Below are 19,047 nucleotides of genomic sequence, written 5' to 3' on the forward strand. Positions count from 1 at the left end.
ATTGGGCTTATTTTTCTTTTGTGGTTCCATGATTTTTGTGGTATTTGGTTAATAGATTAATATCAATACCAAATACTAAGCTAATTTCTTGCCACACTGTTTGCAGTATCTTGCGTCATCATCAATATCTTCATTACCGCACTGCTCGCAGATCTTTTCCAGATTCTGTCTTTTATTCCGCATTTCGGCAGTCACAATTCCTGTAGGAACTGCAATGATGGAATAACCTGCCAGCATCAGAATAACAGCAAAGAATTTACCCATCGGTGTAATAGGAGAGACATCGCCATAACCCACAGTGGTAACGGTAACTACGGCCCAGTAAATAGACTGCGGAATGGTTTCAAAACCGGGTCTTCCGCCTTCCACCATAAACATCAGAGAACCCACAATCACAGAAAAAATAATAAGGAATAAAAGGAAAATATAGATCTTTCTGGAACTGTGTTTTAAAGCCCTTACGATGAGGTAACCGTCATTCATAAAATCCAGAAGATTGAAAATTCTGAAAACCCTTAGCATTCTCAGCATTCTGAAAATCAGAAAATATTTGGTCACCGGAAAGAAAAAGCTAAGGAAGAAAGGAACCAGTGCCAAAAAATCGATGATTCCGAAAAAACTGAAAATATAGTTTTTCTTATTTTTTACCACACTGATACGCATCCAGTATTCAACCGTGAAGAAAATGGAAATGATCCATTCCAGGATCAGAAAAGTTCTGTGAAATTTCTTGTCAAGTTGAGGTACACTTTCCATCATAATAATGGCGGTACTTATCAGGATCAGAGATAATAATGTAATGTCAAATAACTTCCCGAGTCTGGTGTCGGCACGGTAGATAACCCTGTAAAGAAACCTTTTCCAAAGCTTGTCTTCAGGAACAAGATTATGTTCTCTTTCCATTTTTAATGTTTTTTAAAATTAACAAATTATCGTTATTTTCGTAGCAAACATACAGAATAAAATGACAATAAGCGAAGTAATTTCAAAAATAGAACTCCGTATTCCACTGCAGCAGGCAGAAGATTTTGACAATGTAGGATTGCTGTGCGGAGTGCCGGACCGTAATGTAAGCGGGATACTGGTTTGCCACGATGCTCTGGAGAATGTTGTGGATGAGGCTATTCAGAAAAACTGTAATCTGATCGTATGTTTTCATCCCATTATTTTTTCGGGTTTAAAATCACTGACGGGGAAAAACTATGTGGAAAGAGCTGTGTTAAAAGCTATTGAGAATAAAATTGCCATCTACGCCATCCATACGGCATTTGATAATGATTTCTTTGGAGTCAATCATGGAATTTGCAGCCATTTGGGATTAAAAGACGTGAAAATTCTTCAGCCTAAAAAAAATAATTTAAAACAACTGACGGTTTTCGTACCGAAAGAACAGTCTGAGCAGGTAAAAGAAGCGCTTTTCTCTGCAGGAGCCGGGAACATAGGGTTTTATGACGAATGTAGCTTCACCCTTAACGGAAACGGGACATTCAGACCGACGGAAGGCTCTAATCCATTTTCGGGACAGCAAGACGTTCGTGAAAACGCTGATGAAGATATGATTTCAGTGATTTTTGAAGGGTACAAACAGGGGAGAATCATTTCAGCCATGAAGGCAGCGCATCCGTACGAAGAAGTCGCTCATCAGATTTATCAGTTGGAGAACGATAACCAGCATACAGGTTTGGGAATGTATGGTGATTTGGAAGAAGGAATGGAGGAGCAGGATTTTTTAAAGTTCGTTAAAGAAAAATTCGGGCTGGAATTGATTAAACATTCTGATTTTACGGGCAAAAAAATCAAAAGAGTAGGAGTTCTTGGAGGTTCAGGAGCAAGCGGAATTAAGGCTGCATTATCCCAAAAATGTGATGCTTACCTCACCGGAGATATTAAATACCACGACTATTTTCTGGCAGAATCCAAAATGATGATCTGTGACATAGGCCATTATGAATCAGAACAATTTGTAACTCAACAATTATTTGAAATTTTATCACAAAAATTTAGTACATTTGCAATTTCAAAATCTATTGAAAAAACAAACCCAGTAAATTATTTCATTTAAGATATGGCAAAAACCAACGATATTTCAGTTGAAGAAAAATTAAGAGCTTTATACGATTTACAGATCATTGATTCAAGATTGGATGAAATCCGAAATACCAGAGGAGAATTGCCAATTGAAGTTGAAGATCTTGAAATTGAGATTGAAGGACTTGAAAAAAGAGCTGAAAAATTTCATGCAGACATCAAAGATCAGGACGATCAGATCAAAACTAAGCATGAAGTGATTAACCATGCAAAAACTTTAATTGAAAAATACAAATCTCAGCAGGATAACGTAAGAAACAATAAAGAGTTTGAAGCATTAGGAAAAGAAATGGAATTCCAGGATCTTGAAATTCAGCTTGCTGAAAAAAGAATTAAAGAATTCGGAGCTAAAATTGCTCACAAAAATGAAACTTTAAGCGAACTTAACAGTAAAATCGAAGATCTTAAGAACCATTTAAAATTCAAAAAAGAAGAATTGGATGGTCTTGTATCTGAAACTCAAAAAGAAGAAGAGTACTTAATAGAGCAGTCTAAAGAGTATGCAGGTAAGATCGACGAAAGATTACTGGCTTCATATAACAGAATCAGAAAGAGCTCTATCAACGGACTTGCTGTAGTAGGATTGGAAAGAGGAGCGCCGAAAGGTTCATTCTTCACAATTCCTCCTCAGAAGCAGATGGAAATCGCTCAGAGAAAGAAAATTATTATCGATGAGCATTCAGGGAAAATCCTGGTTGATGACGAATTGGTAATGGAAGAAAACGACAGAATGAAATCTGTAATTAAATTTTAATTACAATTCAAACCATATAAAAAGTGCTTCAGCAATGAAGCACTTTTTTTGTGTTTAATAGAATGCTTTGAAATCCTTAATCACTATGGATATTCAATGGACTTTAGCCTGTTGCATAGTTCCGGAAATGAAACAATGTTCATTTATTTCGACAGCTTTATATATGCTTAATCATCATAAAAATTCAATAGAAACGGGCTTTAGCCCGTTGCCCCGTCCCGGAAACGAAACAATGTTCATGTATTTCGACAACCTTATAAACGCTTAATGATAATATTCAATAGGAACGGGCTTTAGCCCGTTTTACATCACGTTTAATAATTTCACCCACGGCTTCAGCCAAAACATAAAAAAAGCTGCTTCATTTGAAACAGCTCATTGTATTTTTAGTCGTGATGCTCGTACATTTTATTGTAGAGATCCATAAACTTCTCTTTGACCGCTTTTCTCTTCAGCTTTAAAGTAGGCGTCAGAAGTCCTGTCTCGATCGCCCAAACTTCCGGGGTAAGTTCGATTCTTTTGATCTTTTCCCAGTTGCCAAGGTGTTCGTTGATGCCTTCTATTTCCTTTTCAATTCTTTCTTTTAATTCAGGGCTTTTGGCGATTTCTGCCGGAGTGGAACCGATATTCAGGTTATTTCTCATAGCCCAGTTTTTAGCAAACTCAAAATCAGGCTGTACCAATGCACACGGCATTTTTTCACCGTCACCTACCACCATGATCTGTTCAATGAATTTTGAAGCTTTTGCTTGATTTTCAATAGTTTGCGGAGCGATGTACTTTCCTCCTGATGTTTTGAACATTTCTTTTTTACGGTCAGTGATTTGAAGGAATCCTTCCGCATCAATATGTCCGATATCTCCTGTTTTAAAGAATCCGTCTTCTGTAAAAGCTTCTTTAGTCATATCTTCAGCTTTAAAATAGCCTTTGAAGATCGAAGGTCCTTTTACTGTAATTTCACCGTCTTCCTGAATTTTTACCTGTAAATTGTCCAATGGTACCCCAACAGTTCCAACTTTCATTTTCTCAAAACTGTTAACAGCAATTACCGGTGAAGTTTCTGTCAGTCCGTAGCCTTCCAGAATAGGAATTCCGGCATTCTGGAACATCATATTCAGCCTCGTAGACAATGCGGCAGAACCGGAAACCAGAGTTACGATTTCTCCTCCCATACCTTCTCTCCACTTGGAAAATACCAGCTTGTCGGCAATGATTTCCTGCAGTCCGGATGGTTTAGAGATGGTTTTCTTTTTACTGATCAGGTTTAAAGCCCAGAAGAATATTTTAGATTTCAGACCTCCCGCAGAAGAGCCTGTATTGTAGATTTTATCGTATACTTTTTCTACCAGTCTTGGTACCACAGTCATATAGTGAGGCTTCACTTCTTTGATGTTTTCCCCCATTTTATCGATGCTTTCAGCGAAATAGATGGAAAATCCATTGTACTGATACAGATAGAAAAGCATTCTTTCAAAAATATGACAGATCGGAAGGAAGCTTAAAGCTCTGGAATCTTTGTAATCAAGGCTTTTTCGCTTAGGAATTCTTGGAATTGAACCCAGAACATTCGAAACGATATTATGATGGGTAAGCATCACTCCTTTTGGTCTTCCCGTAGTTCCTGACGTATAAATAATAGTGGCCAGATCTTCAGAATTAATCGCATTGGAAAGGTCTTCCACTTCAATTTGTGTGGAATCATCTTCTCCAAGATCCAGAATTTCTCTCCAGTTGGCTGCTCCGCTTATCGTATCGAAAGTGAAAATACCCTGTAAAGAAGGGATATTATGCTTTACTTTCATCACTTTCGTCAGAAGTTCTTTATCGGACACAAAGCAATACTGTATTTCAGCATTATTAAAGATAAATTCATAATCTTCAGCAGAAATACTCGGATATACAGGAACAGAAACTACACCGATCTGGGATAGACCAAAATCCATTACCGCCCATTCTGTACGTGAATTGGTAGTGATCAGAGCAATCTTATCTCCGGGTTTTATTCCCAGTTTCAAAAGTCCTCTGGATATTTTATTTCCCTGATTGATAAACTCTAACGTTGAAGTTTTTTTCCATTCGCCCTGATATTTGGTAACAAACATATCCGTTTTAGGAAATTTTTCTAAAGCGTAGTGTGGAATATCGAATAATCTTTTGATCGTCATGATTTTTTAAGCAATTTTTAAAGAATTTTAAATATAAGCATTTTTTTTAATTGTAGTAATCAGAAATCACCAATTGAAAATTAATTGAATGCCTACCATAACAAACAAAGAATTTATAACCATTGTATAAAAAATACCGATACGATAATTCATTTAACCTAACCCTGAATTTTAGTCTCTATCACCTTCATTCACTGATCCCTGCCACCTAATCCCTGCCACCTGCTCCCTAATTTCCAATTCTATTTTCAGATTTCGTTAAAAAGTGTAAATTTACGGCTATCTAATTATTATTTTTTATGGACTTTAATTTATCGGAAGAACAGCTGATGATTCAGCAGGCTGCAAGAGATTTTGCACAAAATGAACTATTACCCGAAGTTATCGAAAGAGACCGCGAGCAGAAATTCCCTACAGAGCAAGTAAAGAAAATGGGAGAGATGGGGCTTCTGGGAATGATGGTGGATCCTAAATACGGAGGTGCTGGTATGGACAGTGTTTCTTACGTTCTGGCCATGGAGGAGATCGCGAAAATAGATGCTTCTGCAGCTGTGGTAATGTCTGTAAACAACTCATTGGTATGTGCAGGTCTTGAAAAATTTGCTTCCGAAGAACAGAAAGTGAAATACCTTACACCTCTTGCAAGCGGAAAGGTAATTGGAGCTTTCGCATTATCTGAGCCTGAAGCAGGTTCTGATGCTACTTCTCAAAAAACTACAGCAGAAGATAAAGGAGATTACTACCTTTTAAACGGTATTAAAAACTGGATCACGAATGGTGGAACAGCTTCTTACTACATCGTAATTGCACAGACAGATCCTGAGAAAAAACATAAAGGAATCAACGCTTTCATCGTAGAAAGAGGATGGGAAGGTTTTGAAGTAGGCGTAAAAGAAGACAAATTGGGAATCAGAGGAAGTGATACACACTCTTTGATCTTCAACAATGTAAAAGTACCTAAAGAGAACAGAATCGGGGAAGACGGTTTCGGCTTCAATTTTGCAATGGCAGTATTGAACGGAGGAAGAATCGGTATTGCTTCTCAGGCGTTGGGAATTGCTTCAGGAGCTTACGAACTGGCTTTAAAATATGCTAAAACAAGAAAAGCTTTCAAAACGGAGATCATCAATCACCAGGCGATTGCGTTCAAATTGGCAGATATGGCTACTCAGATCACGGCGGCAAGAATGCTGTGTTTCAAAGCTGCATGTGAGAAAGATGCCGGTAAAGATATCTCTGAAAGCGGAGCTATGGCAAAATTATACGCTTCTCAGGTAGCAATGGATACTACTATTGAAGCAGTACAGATCCACGGTGGATACGGATACGTGAAGGAATATCACGTAGAAAGAATGATGAGAGATGCGAAGATCACGCAGATCTATGAAGGTACTTCTGAAATCCAGAAAATTGTGATTTCAAGAAGCATCGCAAAATAAATATTTAAAACACACTGCTTATGAAAAAAACTTTGTGGATCAGTCTGGGCGTAGTCCTTCTTCTGATAAGCGTTTTTGTATGGTACAAATACTTTTTCGTTTTTGGGGAAGGGGTGAAATCCGGCTATCTGAATTATGCCATGAAAAAAGGCTATGTCTTCAAAACCTACGAAGGAAAATTGATCCAGGAAGGTTTTGGAAAAGGGAAAACAGGAACCATTACAAGCTACGAGTTTGAATTTTCTGTAGATGATCCTGAAATTTTTAAGCAGTTGGAAAGCAACAGCGGTAAAACTTTTGATCTTCATTACAAAGAATACAATGGAGCACTTCCCTGGAGAGGAAACACAAAGTTTGTTGTAGACAAAGTAGTGAATATGAAATAGCGAAAGGCTCCCATTTGGGAGCCTTTCTTTTACAAACCACTTACTTTAATAATATATGAGCGCTCTTTCAAGCGATATTATTCACTTTTAATCTTCTATTTTATAATCAGCTGATCTGATTTTGGAAACTGATCAACAATATCATCGCCTACACCGAAATTACCTTTTAGGATATCCTTCGGGTTTCCACTGATCCAGCTGCTCAGGTCAATCGCTTCGTAAAGTCCGTTATTAAATCCTAACAGAACAATCAGCTTTTCAGATCCGATGTTTTTGATGTAGTGTCCGGCTCCCATCGGAACGTAGCCTACGTCACCTTTTTCAAACTCATCCTTTACAAACTGTCCTTCAGCCAGAAATACACCCATTTCTGCACGTCCCTGAATATAATACTGCCACTCATCTGCATTCGGATGCCAGTGCATTTCTCTCAGGCCACCCGGTTCTATCTCGAAAATACTGCCGGTAATCGTCTTTGCAATAGGGAACTCTTTCTGGGTAACCACTCTCTGTAAACCTCCGCCCGGAACCGTAATCGGCTGTTGTGCCCCGAGAGGGTAACGATGTGTTGATACCAATGAAATTTCACCTCTTGCCGTAGAAAGTCCCGAACGGATATCAGGAAGCTCACACTGGGCAAAATAGGCTTCTCCCTGATATAGCTTTTTAACCTCTTCTTCAGTAATCCCAAGATTCTGAGCCGCAATGTCTACAGGAACACTTGAAATAAAATCTGTAATGCTGAACGTATGGTCTTCGGAAAAATCACCGTTGTCAAATATCAGAATGAAATGACAGCTTGTACTGCTGATGCACTGCAAAACATGACCAAAACCTCTGGGGAAATACCAGACATCTCCCGGATTGAAAATATCAACAGAAACATGACCCTCCGGATCAATCACCGTTGTTCTCATCTGTCCTTCCAGTACATAACCCCATTCCGCAGCATTGGCATGCCAGTGAAGTTCGCGGATGGCTCCCGGATCCAGATGCATACTCACTCCTGCAAGATTTTGTGAAGCTTCAAATTCCTTTACGGAAACACCTCTCGTGATCCCACCAGGTCCTAATCTGGGCTCTTTTTTTTCCAGTTCATATTTAAAATTGGGAAGCGTCTTATCCATGGATTATTATGCTTGTCTTAATAAATATAAATATAGGAAGAAGTAATGGTTCTAAATTTTTGTATTGATTAAAAAAATATTAAAAAAATCCATCTTTCGATGGATTCTGTTTTATTGAGGATGGTCGTCGGTCGTTTTTTTGTTTTTCTTCTTATAAAAATAGTATACTATCCCGCCGATAATGAATAATGGCCACAGGGGAAGAATGAAAAGAAAGGCAGATGTGATCACTCCCCAGCCTGATGAAATGGCTGCCAGTGATTTTCCACCGAAAGTTTTAGGTTCCTTTTCAACATCAGATTTATCCGTCAGGGTTACCGTTATCGTGCATAGGGTATTGTCTGCATAGTTATTTCCGGCAACCTGTATGTTTTTGGTTTCAATATCACCGATAGTGCTCAGATCATTCATTAAGGTATCAAAATTGCGGATCGGCACTTTAATGTCCATATAATATACTCTTCGTGTGTTCTCCGTGTAAGAAGATTCCCTTCTGACAGGCTCTGCGGTAACATAAGCCAGCTCTTCACTTTTTACATACCCGTTATTTCTCAAAGTTTCTTCCCTTACCAGTTCTTTTACGGTATCGGCATTGTCAGCCTTTACGGACAGCACTCCGGTTTTTACCATTCTGTTTTTCGCATTGAGCTCATAGCTGTCGTTTTTCGGTTGGTCTTTGTATACGATTTTGGTTTCTTTGATCACTTTTGGAGCCTGAACATTCACAACGATCTTTTCAGTTTTTTTCTCCGCAGAATCTTTTTTCTCGATTTTCGATTCCAGTTTGGTAGAGGTAATTTTATCAGAAAGAGAATCTACCATTTTCGAAGTATTTTCTATTTTCTGTTTGATTTCCCCTTTTGCATCTTCAAAATCTTTTATTCTGACGCTCGCCGAATCCAGAACTTTATCTGCTGTATTATTAATAGAGTTAACGGTTTCGCTTACAGCTGCAGCTGTACTGTCTGCGGCGTGTAATGTATCTTCTATTTTGGATTGGGTCCCTTCTGCCTTTTTACACATTATAAAAGTGCTGGATACGGCCACGAGTAATATGAACTTTTTCATAACATTATTTTTTTGATGAAGTAAAATTAGCGGTGAACGGAGCCAAACTTTTGTAAATGGAAAGTAATGTACTGGTAAAATTGTAATTAACTTGTTTTCAGTATTTTGTTTTTATTTTACAAAAGATTTACAAAAGATTTTCAGATGAACTTATGTATGTTTTCAAGCAGAAATAAAAAGATGTATGGAAACTTTCAATAGGATTGTATACTTTTTAGCTGTCGAACAGATTTTTCCGCTGCTGACTTTTGATGTTTAACTTTGCAGGGAAAAGATGCTTCGGCCTTGCTTTGCTATTTAAATTATTAGTTATTTTTAAACAATTGAATGATTTTAATAATTAATTATTGTGTTTTTTGGTTAATTTAACGGTTATTTGATAGTTTTTTAAAAAATATTTATAATTTGCATTTTGAATAATTACATTTGTGTATTAATATTTTAATAATGAAAAGATTATTTTTGTTGAGCTTTTTATTGCTTTTGTTTGGATTCGGAGGAGGATTAGGCTGTACAAATGTTTCTGCTTCAAAAAATAGTGTTAAAACAGAATCAGTCATGAGTAGAAATAATACTGAAATTAAATTTTCAGAAGTACGAAGACTGAATAGGGATGTATCATTAAAAGAGTATACCATTTTGCAATCTTTTGAGGAAACCGTGAAATTATACCGTTTAATGGAAGATAAGAGATTTTCGCGGTCGGCACCCATTCCTACATTAGATGAAAATGAGTTTCTGCTGGTGTTGAAGCCCAGATTGAAAACACAGCCATACGGAGATATTGAAATACAGAAAATAGAAGAAGTGAAATCTGTTTTAAATGTGTATTACAAAGAAATTAATAACGAAGAATATCTATTAAACAGAGAAAAGAATCCCATACTGATTCTTAAAGTAGAAGGGGAAATTCCTTCAGGTGTTAAGCTAATAACCTCTTAATTTAAATTTAAAAAAAATAAATAAATGAGAAAAAAATTACTGGTTTTGGGAACCTTACTCATGTTTTCAGCAGTGGGGTTTGCTCAAAAAAATTACTGGAAAAAATCTGACTCGAAAATCAACAGTGAAATTCGTGAAAGTAATGTAAAGATTACTGATTTCACTTTGTTTAAACTTAATGTCAGTGAAATTCAAAATCAACTTAAAAATTTGCCGGACAGTGACCTGCATCTGTCTAAAAAAGGAGTCCTGTTGAATTTTCCAAATTCTGAAGGAGGTTTTGATACTTACGAGGTTTTCGAATCATCAACGATGCATCCCGACCTTCAGAGCAGATATTCTGAGATCCGTTCTTACAGCGGTTTCAAAAAAGGAGACCAGTCAGCAGTTTTAAAGTTTACCATAGATCCTTATTTTGGATTTAACGGGATGATCAGAAATAATCAGGGAATTTATTATATTGATTCCTATACAAAAGATAATAACGTTTATAAACTTTATGACAGGAAAAATGCGTCATCTCCCAATCAGTTTGAATGTCTTTTTAATGAAAATAATGAACGGAATGAATCAGCTTTAAATGTTCAGAAAACAGTCATTGACGGATTGCTTAGAAAATACAGGCTGGCTATTACAACCACAACAGAATACACGGCTTATATTGCAGGGCAGGCCGGTGTAGGTGCAGGAACGGATGCTCAGAAAAAAGCGGCAGTTCTTGCAGCTGTTAACCTGGCTGTCACAAGATTGAATGAAGTTTTTGAAAAAGATATCTCCGTAAGATTACAGCTTATTCCGAATACAGATTCTTTATTCTTTATCAGTACAGATACTTTTAATACCCTGGATGCCGGGCAGATGTTAAATGAAAATATCACGGTTACCAATACTGTTATTGGTGCAGCCAACTACGATATCGGACACCTGTTCTTTCAGGCAAACGCAGGAAATGATAACGGTTTGGCAGCCACTCCTTCCATTTGTGGAAACAGTAAGGCGGGTGGAGTTACAGGTTCTGCAGTTCCGGTAGGAGATCCTTTTGTAATAGATTATGTAGCCCACGAAATGGGACACCAGTTTGGTGCCAACCATACGCAAAATAATGGTTGTAACAGAAATACGCCTACTTCCATAGAGCCGGGAAGTGCCAGCTCTATTATGGGATATGCCGGTATTTGTGCTCCCAATGTACAGCCCCATAGTGATGCTTATTTTCATGCAGTAAGCATCGCAGAAATGTATACCCGGTTAACTTCAGGGACAACTTCCAACTGTGGTGTTAAAACGCCTATTGCCAATACAGAGCCCATTGCCAATGCCGGCTTAGACAAAAGTATACCGAAGGGTACACCGTTTATGTTAACCGCAACTGCTACAGATGCAGATAATGACGCGCTTACCTATACCTGGGAACAGACTGATTTTGGGGTTGCGACTCAGCCGCCTCAACCGACCAATGCAGTGGGACCTCTTTTCAGGTCTGTAATGCCTACATCGTCACCTTCAAGATATTTTCCGAGACTTTCAACCATTGTTTCGGGCTATAACCCTGCCATTGTAACTCCTACGGATGTGAGAGCATGGGAGAAACTTGCCTCTGCAGGAAGAGATCTTAATTTTTCAGTTCTTGTAAGAGATAATAATCCACTGGGAGGGCAGACAGGACGTGATGATGTGAAACTTACCGTTATCAATGCTGCTGGACCTTTCGTGGTTACTTCACAAAACACTGCTGGAGTTGTTTGGACTCAGGGTCAGTCCTATGCCATTACCTGGGATGTTGCCAATACAACAGCTGCGCCTGTAAGCACACCAAATGTAACAATTCTGTTGTCAAAAGACGGTGGTCTTACTTTCCCAACAGTTTTGGTAGCAAGTACTCCTAACAGTGGTACCTATAATTATACTGTTCCGGCTGGTCTTGGAACAGTTTCAAACAATGCCAGAATTATGGTGAAAGCTGTGGATAATGTATTTTTAAATGTGAATTCTCAAAATTTTACAATTAATTCAGCAGTGGTAGTAGATCCCGGTCCAAATCCGGGGAATCCGATAATTCCTACAAGAATTTATCAGGGGCTGATGATATATCCTGTGCCTTCCAATGATGGCTATGTTTACATTAAAGCAGATTTCCCTAGACAGGTTCCTTTACGTCCTTATGTTATTTCTTATGAAATATTTTCAATGGATGGAAAACTGGTTGTTCCTAAAAAGACTAAATATATATTTGATAACGATCTGGAACAGATTAACCTAAAACATTTACCTACCGAATCCTATATGATTCATGTGACGGTAGATGGAGAAAAAATTGTTAAGAAATTAATGATGGTCCCTAAGTAAATCCTCCCTATAGATTAAAAAAAAAACCGTTCATAGGAACGGTTTTTTGTTTTTATGGGATTTAATATTATTCATTATTAAATTCACTGATAAAATGCAGTTTCACATTCGGGAATTTCTCCTGTGTCATATGAATCGTGAATGAAGAATCTGCCAGGAATACCAGCTGATCATATTTATCTCTTGCAAGGAAACGCTGCTTCAGTCTTGCAAACTCTTTAAACTCCTCAGATTTTTCGTCAGCTTCCACCCAACAGGCTTTGTGCATGGAAAGAGGTTCGTAGGTACATTTTGCACCATATTCATGCTCAAGACGGTACTGAATTACCTCATATTGAAGCGCACCTACCGTTCCGATGATCTTTCTGTTGTTCATTTCCAGGGTAAATAACTGCGCAACCCCTTCATCCATCAGCTGATCAATACCTTTTGCCAGTTGTTTAGCTTTAAGCGGATCATTGTTGTTGATATAACGGAAATGCTCAGGAGAGAAGCTTGGAACTCCTTTGAAGCTCAGTTTCTCACCTCCCGTCAGCGTATCACCGATTCTGAAACTTCCGGTATCGTGAAGACCTACAATATCTCCTGGGAAACTTTCGTCTACAACCTCCTTTTTGTCAGCGAAGAAGGCGTTTGGAGAAGAGAACTTCATTTTTTTACCTTCTCTTACCAATAAATAATTTTCATTTCTTTTAAATGTTCCCGAAACAATTTTCACAAAGGCCAAACGGTCTCTGTGCTTCGGATCCATATTCGCGTGGATCTTGAAAACGAATCCTGTGAAAGTACTTTCTTCAGGTTTCACAAGACGTGTATCACTTTCTTTAGGCTGAGGCATCGGTGCGATTTCAATAAAGGCATCCAATAACTCACGTACTCCGAAATTATTCAATGCAGAACCAAAGAATACAGGCTGAAGGTCACCTGCCATATAATCCTCACGGCTGAATTCAGGATATACAGACTGTACAAGTTCCAACTCATCTCTTAAGTTTTGAGCTGCTTTTTCTCCGATCACCTCGTCAATTGAAGGATCATTGATATCGTCAAACTTAATCGTTTCACCTACTTTCTGTTTCTTTTCTTCAAGGAATAACTGAATATTGTTTTCCCAGATGTTATAAATTCCCTGGAAGTCACTTCCCATCCCTATTGGAATGGATAACGGAACAACTCTTAATCCTAATTTCTGTTCCACCTCATCCAAAAGATCAAAGGCATCCTTACCTTCACGGTCAAGCTTATTAATGAAAACAAGCATCGGGATGTTTCTCATTCTGCAGACCTTCACCAATTTTTCAGTCTGCTCCTCAACCCCTTTTGCAACGTCGATGACAACGATTACGGAATCTACGGCAGTTAAAGTTCTGTAAGTGTCTTCAGCAAAATCCTTGTGACCCGGTGTATCCAGGATGTTTATTTTGTGGTCTTTATATTCAAATGCCAATACGGAAGTCGCTACAGAGATCCCTCTCTGTCTTTCGATTTCCATAAAGTCGGAGGTAGCTCCTTTTTTTATTTTGTTGGACTTTACCGCACCGGCTTCCTGAATCGCACCCCCAAAAAGAAGTAATTTTTCAGTAAGGGTTGTTTTTCCGGCATCCGGGTGGGAAATGATCCCGAAAGTCTTTCTTTTTTGTATTTCTTTGATTAAGTCTGACATAGTGTATTTTGAAGTTGCAAAAATCGGGATTTTTTGCGAGGTTTTCAAATAATTTACGGGAATAAATGGTTGGGAAGGTAGAATAGGGGCTTTATGGGTTTGCGAGGGGGAGAGTTTTAAGGTTTGAGTGTTTAATTAAGGCATAAAGATGAACACTAGTCTAAATTCTCTTTTTAAGTAAAATAAAATACCAGCCAAAGGATAAGTCCACAGATTAAAAAGGCTGCTGATATAACGAACAGAAGTATAAAACCTTCACTTTTTCGATCTATTTTCCATGTTTCTCGATCAATGAAATAGCTGTGAAAAACCTGAGGAGCAATTTTCAGATCCGGTCTGAAAATACTGATTCCCTGCAGAAAACGGGCGTATAGGGTATACCGGTCTTTGACGACATGGAGTGGAAGAGTCATTTCAACATATAAAGAATTTGAAGCATCTTTTTCAGATTGGGTAAAAACCTCGAGCAACGGTATGATTCCGCTATTTCTGGTATTATGTGATGAGATGTCAAATTCTTTTCCGGAAGCAACAAGATCGGCATACAGTATTTTTTTTACAGTTTCATTTTTTGAATTACAATAAAGAATTCCGGTTTCATTAATGATAATTTTACTTGCTGTAAGATTTCTTTTGATGATATAATGCTTTACTGAAGGAATTAAAATGCCAAATCCTATAGGAAAACAGATTAATGCCGGAATAAGCATCACTTCAATACCTCTTTTGTAAATTCCGTACGCGGGAAGAAGGATGAGAAAACCACAACCGAAAAGCAATACGCCATAAAGAAGTGTCTGAAGTATGAATGTCGGAAATGTGCTGATTTTAGATTCTAAACTTTGGAAAGACTTTTCTGAGTTCATTCTGGCTGTGATTGTGATGAATAGGCGAAAATAAGTATTTCCTTTTTTAGTTGCCCAAGGCTTTCAAAAAAATTATCTTTGTTTTCATAAATTTTTTACAGAGAAAAGCATGGAAAATAGCAGGTATCCGAAGTTTACGTTCACATGGATCGGTGGTCTTGTTCTGGTGGCAGGACTATTCATAGGAACAATGGCTGTTACTTTTTTTGGAAGTTTCTGGAAAATTGCTTTCAGAGAAAACCTTGAACTGAAAGACTGGTTTTTAATGCTGACGAATGCTGTTGGTTTTTTGACAGCAATTGCTTTTTTTGATTTTTTCATTGTGAGGCCGAGCACAGGAAAAAAACTGAATTTCAACTTTTCTCCCACAAATTTTTATACCTACCTCCTGATATTCCCTATGATGCTTGGGATGATGTTTATCTCCGAATTTATCACTTCACTGATTCCTGTCACGGGACCGTTTTGGGGAAAGTATTATGAATATTTTGCCCAGCTGATGGAACAGCTGACCTTTGAACCCGTGATCATGATCATCATGACCGTGATTATGGCTCCTATTTTTGAAGAGATTATTTTCAGGGGAATTATCCAGAAAGGATTAATGAATAAAGGAGTAGATCCTAAAAGAGCGATTTTTTATACATCCGTTATCTTCGGACTGATCCACGGAAATCCATGGCAGTTTGTAGGTGCGGTATTATTGGGAGGGGTTCTGGGATTAGTATATTATAAAACAAAATCTTTGTTGCTGCCGATGTTGCTGCACGGATTTAACAACCTGTGTTCTTCAATGCTGGTGACTTACACCAAAAGCGAAAGTTTTGCAGATGCCTTGAAAATTTCCGAATGGGTCATTTTAGCCGTTGGAATTGTTCTTTTTTCTTTATTCTACTACCTTTTCATGAAAAAGAATAAAGTGCATTACGCTGAAAATTTAAGAGATAACAGGAGTGAGCCGTAATAAAAATACGGACAAACGAATTGAGCAAAAATGAATATAGATATGGAATTATTGGTTGCTACGCACAACGTACACAAAAAAGAAGAGATCCAGCAGATTCTGGGAAATGATTTTACAGTAAAAAGCCTTACAGATTATAATATTCACGAAGAAATTGTAGAAGACGGCGATTCTTTTAACGCCAATGCCCTGATCAAAGCAAAATACTGTTTTGAGAAAACCGGAATTCCCAGCTTGGGTGACGACAGCGGACTTGTAGTGGAAGGTTTAGACGGCAGACCCGGAATTTTTTCCGCCCGTTATGCAGGAGATCACGATTTTGCTAAAAACATGGAAAAGGTTTTAAGCGAACTGGAAGGTGAAGAAAACAGAAAGGCGTATTTCATTACTGTTTTGTGTTATTATGATGAAAACGGAGCCCGCTATTTTGAAGGGAAAGCCCATGGGAATTTATTGACAGAAAACAAAGGACACAAAGGATTTGGATATGATCCTATCTTCGTTCCTGAAGGATATGAGATGACTTTTGCAGAAATGAATCCTGAAGATAAAAACAGAATCAGCCACCGTAAACAGGCATTAGACCTGTTCCTGGACTTCTTAAAAGTAAAATATTAATTCTGAACGAGTTCAGGATAAGAAAATTAAGATTGAGGGCTTGAGGGAGTTATGAGTTATGAGTTTCAGGGTCGGAGAGTTTTAGAGTTTTTAGAGTTTCGGGATGCGTGTGCCGGGTTCCAATCCTTTGACCCATTCTTTAATATCCTTACAAACTAATCACCTAATATCTGCTAGCTGCCATCTAAAATTCACCATTCACTTGCGAAGCAAAATTCACCATTGACATTCTTGCTCCCGTTTAAAGTCTGATACCTGAAATCTGATGTCTAAAAAAATGTCTTATCCTGAACTCGTGCTATGTTTAAATTTTCTGTCGTACATTTGTTTCAATAAACTATTGATTTGAGTACTTATTTAACGATACTGGGTTTTAACTCAGCTATTCCGACCATTAATTCTTCACCTACAGCCCAGCTGCTGGAAATAGAAGAAAGACACTTCCTGATCGATTGTGGAGAGGGAACACAGGTACAGCTGAGAAAAGCAAAAGCAAGATTTTCAAAGATCAATCATATCTTTATATCACACCTGCACGGCGATCATTGTTTCGGGCTGCCGGGACTTATAGCGTCTTTCCGTCTGCTTGGAAGGGATACTCCTATTCATGTTTACGGTCCGAAAGGCATAAAAAAAATGCTGGAAACCATCTTTACGATTACGGAAACGCACCGCGGTTTTGATGTCATTTATCACGAGCTGGATAAAGACTATTCCGAAAAGATTTATGAAGACAGCAGGGTAGAAGTGTATACCATTCCTTTGGATCACAGAATATACTGTAACGGTTATCTTTTTAAAGAAAAACCGAAAGACAGACACCTCAACATGAAGGAAATCGCTAAATACAGCGAAATTGAAAGCTGTGATTATCATAATATAAAAGCAGGAAAAGATGTCGTGCTGAGTGATGGGTACGTTCTTAAAAATGAAGTGCTGACCCTGGATCCGGCACCTCCGGTTTCCTATGCCTTCTGCAGCGATACCCGCTATCTTGAAACGGTACTCCCGATCATTAAAAATGTAACCGTTCTGTACCATGAGTCCACGTTCCTTCATGATCTGAAAGAAATGGCGGATTATACAGGACATTCAACGGCTCTGGAAGCGGCAACAATCGCTCAGAAAGCTGAAGTGGGGAAACTTATCCTGGGACATTTTTCAAACCGATATGGAGACCTTACGGTATTTACCGATGAAGCCAGAACTGTTTTTCCCAATACCTTCCTTCCAAAAGCCCTGGAAAGCGTAAAAATTTAAAACCTGTATGCTTAATTTTGAAGAATTAAAAAGCTTTTTGAACGAAAAGGCAGACCAATACAACAGTCCCGATTTTTTAGAAGATGACCCGATACAGATTCCGCACCGCTTTTCCTTAAAACAGGACGTGGAAATTGCAGGTTTTCTGGCGGCCACTATTTCCTGGGGAAACCGGAAGTCGATTGTGAAATCTGCAGAGAAAATGCTGGATATCATGGGGAATTCTCCTTATGATTTTGTATTGAATTATTCAGATAAAGATCTCGAAGTTCTTCAGGACAAAAGTATACACAGAACTTTTAACGGCCAGGATTTTGCTTACTTCATCAGGCAGTTCAATAAAATCTATAAAGAAAATGAAAGTCTCGAGAATTTATTTTTAGTAAAAGATCAGGAGACCAATTTTCTTCATGCTATTGAAAGATTCAGAAACAGTTTTCTGGAAACGGAGAAACACAGAAGCCATAAACACGTCAGTTCGCCATATAAAAATTCGTCCTCCAAAAGGATCATTATGTTCCTGCGCTGGATGGTACGGAAGGATAAGCATGGCGTAGATTTTGGGATTTGGGAAAATATAGACCAGAAACACCTGTCGATTCCGCTGGATGTTCATACGGGAAATATTTCGAGAAAGCTCGGTTTGGTTTCCAGAACGCAGAATGACTGGAAAACAGTGGAAGAACTGGATGCTGCTATCAGACAATTTGATGAGAAAGATCCCGCCAAATATGATTTTGCCCTGTTTGGACTGGGAGTGACCAAAGAACTCTTATAACACTACGAAAGGATGAAAAAAGAAACTGAAAAAACAGAAGTCGAAAAAACAGAAATCTTAGAGAAAATAGCAAACGGTATTACGTGGTGGGTAGGTTCTATTCCGTCACTTATCGTTCATACCTTATTCTTTATTACCTCATTTCTTTTGCCGATGCTCAATTTGGTTGAGTTTGACAAAATGCTTTTGATTCTTACAACAGTCGTTTCTCTGGAAGCGATTTATCTGGCTATTTTCATTCAGATGTCCGTGAATAAGAGTCATGAGAAAATTGAAGACATCCAGGAAGATATCGAGGAGATCAGTGAAGATATTGAAGACATCCAGGAAGATATTGAGGAGATCAGCGAAGACATTGAAGAAATCAGCGAAGATATCGAGGAGATCAATGAAGATATTGAGGACATCCAGGAAGATATTGAAGAGATTAATGAGGACGAGGATGACGAAGACCACAATGAAAGAGCTAAAAATGTGATCCTTAAAAGCAATGTGAATTCCAACAAAAATGAAATCAAAGCTCTAAAAGATATCATCAGCCAGCTTAAGAATGAAATTGAGGAACTGAAGAAATAAACAGATT

General features: G+C 38.1%; 17 protein-coding genes. 11 read left to right on the forward strand and 6 right to left on the reverse strand.

Annotation, left to right across the window (positions count from 1 at the left end; all coding sequences use genetic code 11):
* Window positions 1-75 precede the first annotated feature (75 nt).
* Window positions 76-903 carry an ion transporter gene (locus tag BUA72_RS10540; protein ID WP_034726475.1) on the reverse strand — a complete coding sequence of 276 codons (828 nt, stop codon included), beginning with the start codon at window positions 901-903 and terminating at the stop codon, window positions 76-78.
* 61 nt (window positions 904-964) lie between these two features.
* Here BUA72_RS10540 and BUA72_RS10545 point away from each other — a divergent pair, with 61 nt between their 5' ends.
* Window positions 965-2,062, forward strand: coding sequence for a Nif3-like dinuclear metal center hexameric protein (locus BUA72_RS10545; protein WP_072922882.1), 1,098 nt, complete (start codon window positions 965-967; stop codon window positions 2,060-2,062).
* A gap of 3 nt (window positions 2,063-2,065) precedes the next feature.
* Window positions 2,066-2,842, forward strand: coding sequence for a zinc ribbon domain-containing protein (locus BUA72_RS10550; RefSeq protein WP_034726472.1), 777 nt, complete (start codon window positions 2,066-2,068; stop codon window positions 2,840-2,842).
* 386 nt (window positions 2,843-3,228) lie between these two features.
* On the opposite strand, the gene BUA72_RS10555 is transcribed toward BUA72_RS10550, so the two are convergent.
* The gene (locus BUA72_RS10555; protein ID WP_072922883.1) at window positions 3,229-5,007 is read right to left on the reverse strand and encodes an AMP-dependent synthetase/ligase; all 1,779 of its coding nucleotides are present in this window, start codon (window positions 5,005-5,007) and stop codon (window positions 3,229-3,231) included.
* A gap of 299 nt (window positions 5,008-5,306) precedes the next feature.
* Between BUA72_RS10555 and BUA72_RS10560 the strand changes: the two genes are divergently transcribed.
* Window positions 5,307-6,446: an acyl-CoA dehydrogenase gene (locus BUA72_RS10560; RefSeq protein ID WP_072922884.1), complete on the forward strand. Its 1,140-nt coding sequence runs from the start codon at window positions 5,307-5,309 to the stop codon at window positions 6,444-6,446.
* Window positions 6,447-6,466: 20 nt separating this feature from the next.
* The gene (locus BUA72_RS10565; protein ID WP_072922885.1) at window positions 6,467-6,832 is read left to right on the forward strand and encodes a hypothetical protein; all 366 of its coding nucleotides are present in this window, start codon (window positions 6,467-6,469) and stop codon (window positions 6,830-6,832) included.
* 95 nt (window positions 6,833-6,927) lie between these two features.
* Here BUA72_RS10565 and BUA72_RS10570 read toward each other — a convergent pair whose 3' ends face one another.
* Window positions 6,928-7,959: a cupin domain-containing protein gene (locus BUA72_RS10570; RefSeq protein WP_072922886.1), complete on the reverse strand. Its 1,032-nt coding sequence runs from the start codon at window positions 7,957-7,959 to the stop codon at window positions 6,928-6,930.
* A 111-nt stretch (window positions 7,960-8,070) separates the two neighbouring features.
* Entirely contained in the window at window positions 8,071-9,027 is a 957-nt protein-coding gene (locus BUA72_RS10575; protein ID WP_072922887.1) for a DUF4349 domain-containing protein, read from the reverse strand.
* A 447-nt stretch (window positions 9,028-9,474) separates the two neighbouring features.
* Here BUA72_RS10575 and BUA72_RS10580 point away from each other — a divergent pair, with 447 nt between their 5' ends.
* Complete coding sequence (locus BUA72_RS10580) at window positions 9,475-9,969, forward strand: hypothetical protein (RefSeq protein WP_072922888.1); 495 nt, start codon at window positions 9,475-9,477, stop codon at window positions 9,967-9,969.
* Between the two features lie 24 nt (window positions 9,970-9,993).
* A complete protein-coding gene (locus tag BUA72_RS10585; protein WP_083544180.1) occupies window positions 9,994-12,315 on the forward strand; it encodes a reprolysin-like metallopeptidase in 2,322 nt (773 codons plus the stop codon).
* A 67-nt stretch (window positions 12,316-12,382) separates the two neighbouring features.
* On the opposite strand, the gene BUA72_RS10590 is transcribed toward BUA72_RS10585, so the two are convergent.
* Window positions 12,383-13,978 (reverse strand): peptide chain release factor 3, encoded by a 1,596-nt coding sequence (locus tag BUA72_RS10590; protein WP_072922889.1) that lies wholly within the window; start codon window positions 13,976-13,978, stop codon window positions 12,383-12,385.
* A gap of 173 nt (window positions 13,979-14,151) precedes the next feature.
* Window positions 14,152-14,844: a hypothetical protein gene (locus BUA72_RS10595; protein ID WP_072922890.1), complete on the reverse strand. Its 693-nt coding sequence runs from the start codon at window positions 14,842-14,844 to the stop codon at window positions 14,152-14,154.
* A gap of 109 nt (window positions 14,845-14,953) precedes the next feature.
* On the opposite strand from BUA72_RS10595, the gene BUA72_RS10600 reads away from it, so the two are divergent.
* The 5 genes from BUA72_RS10600 (at window position 14,954) to BUA72_RS10620 (ending at window position 19,040) form a co-directional block, all read left to right on the forward strand.
* Window positions 14,954-15,808 carry a CPBP family intramembrane glutamic endopeptidase gene (locus BUA72_RS10600; protein WP_072922891.1) on the forward strand — a complete coding sequence of 285 codons (855 nt, stop codon included), beginning with the start codon at window positions 14,954-14,956 and terminating at the stop codon, window positions 15,806-15,808.
* A gap of 42 nt (window positions 15,809-15,850) precedes the next feature.
* Complete coding sequence (gene rdgB / locus BUA72_RS10605; RefSeq protein ID WP_072923165.1) at window positions 15,851-16,426, forward strand: RdgB/HAM1 family non-canonical purine NTP pyrophosphatase; 576 nt, start codon at window positions 15,851-15,853, stop codon at window positions 16,424-16,426.
* Between the two features lie 345 nt (window positions 16,427-16,771).
* A complete protein-coding gene (locus BUA72_RS10610) occupies window positions 16,772-17,686 on the forward strand; it encodes a ribonuclease Z (protein WP_047448573.1) in 915 nt (304 codons plus the stop codon).
* 7 nt (window positions 17,687-17,693) lie between these two features.
* Complete coding sequence (locus BUA72_RS10615; RefSeq protein ID WP_072922892.1) at window positions 17,694-18,464, forward strand: TIGR02757 family protein; 771 nt, start codon at window positions 17,694-17,696, stop codon at window positions 18,462-18,464.
* A gap of 12 nt (window positions 18,465-18,476) precedes the next feature.
* Window positions 18,477-19,040 carry a DUF1003 domain-containing protein gene (locus BUA72_RS10620; protein ID WP_072922893.1) on the forward strand — a complete coding sequence of 188 codons (564 nt, stop codon included), beginning with the start codon at window positions 18,477-18,479 and terminating at the stop codon, window positions 19,038-19,040.
* Window positions 19,041-19,047 lie beyond the last annotated feature (7 nt).

The organism is Chryseobacterium sp. OV279, from assembly GCF_900128945.1.
Classification (GTDB): domain Bacteria; phylum Bacteroidota; class Bacteroidia; order Flavobacteriales; family Weeksellaceae; genus Chryseobacterium.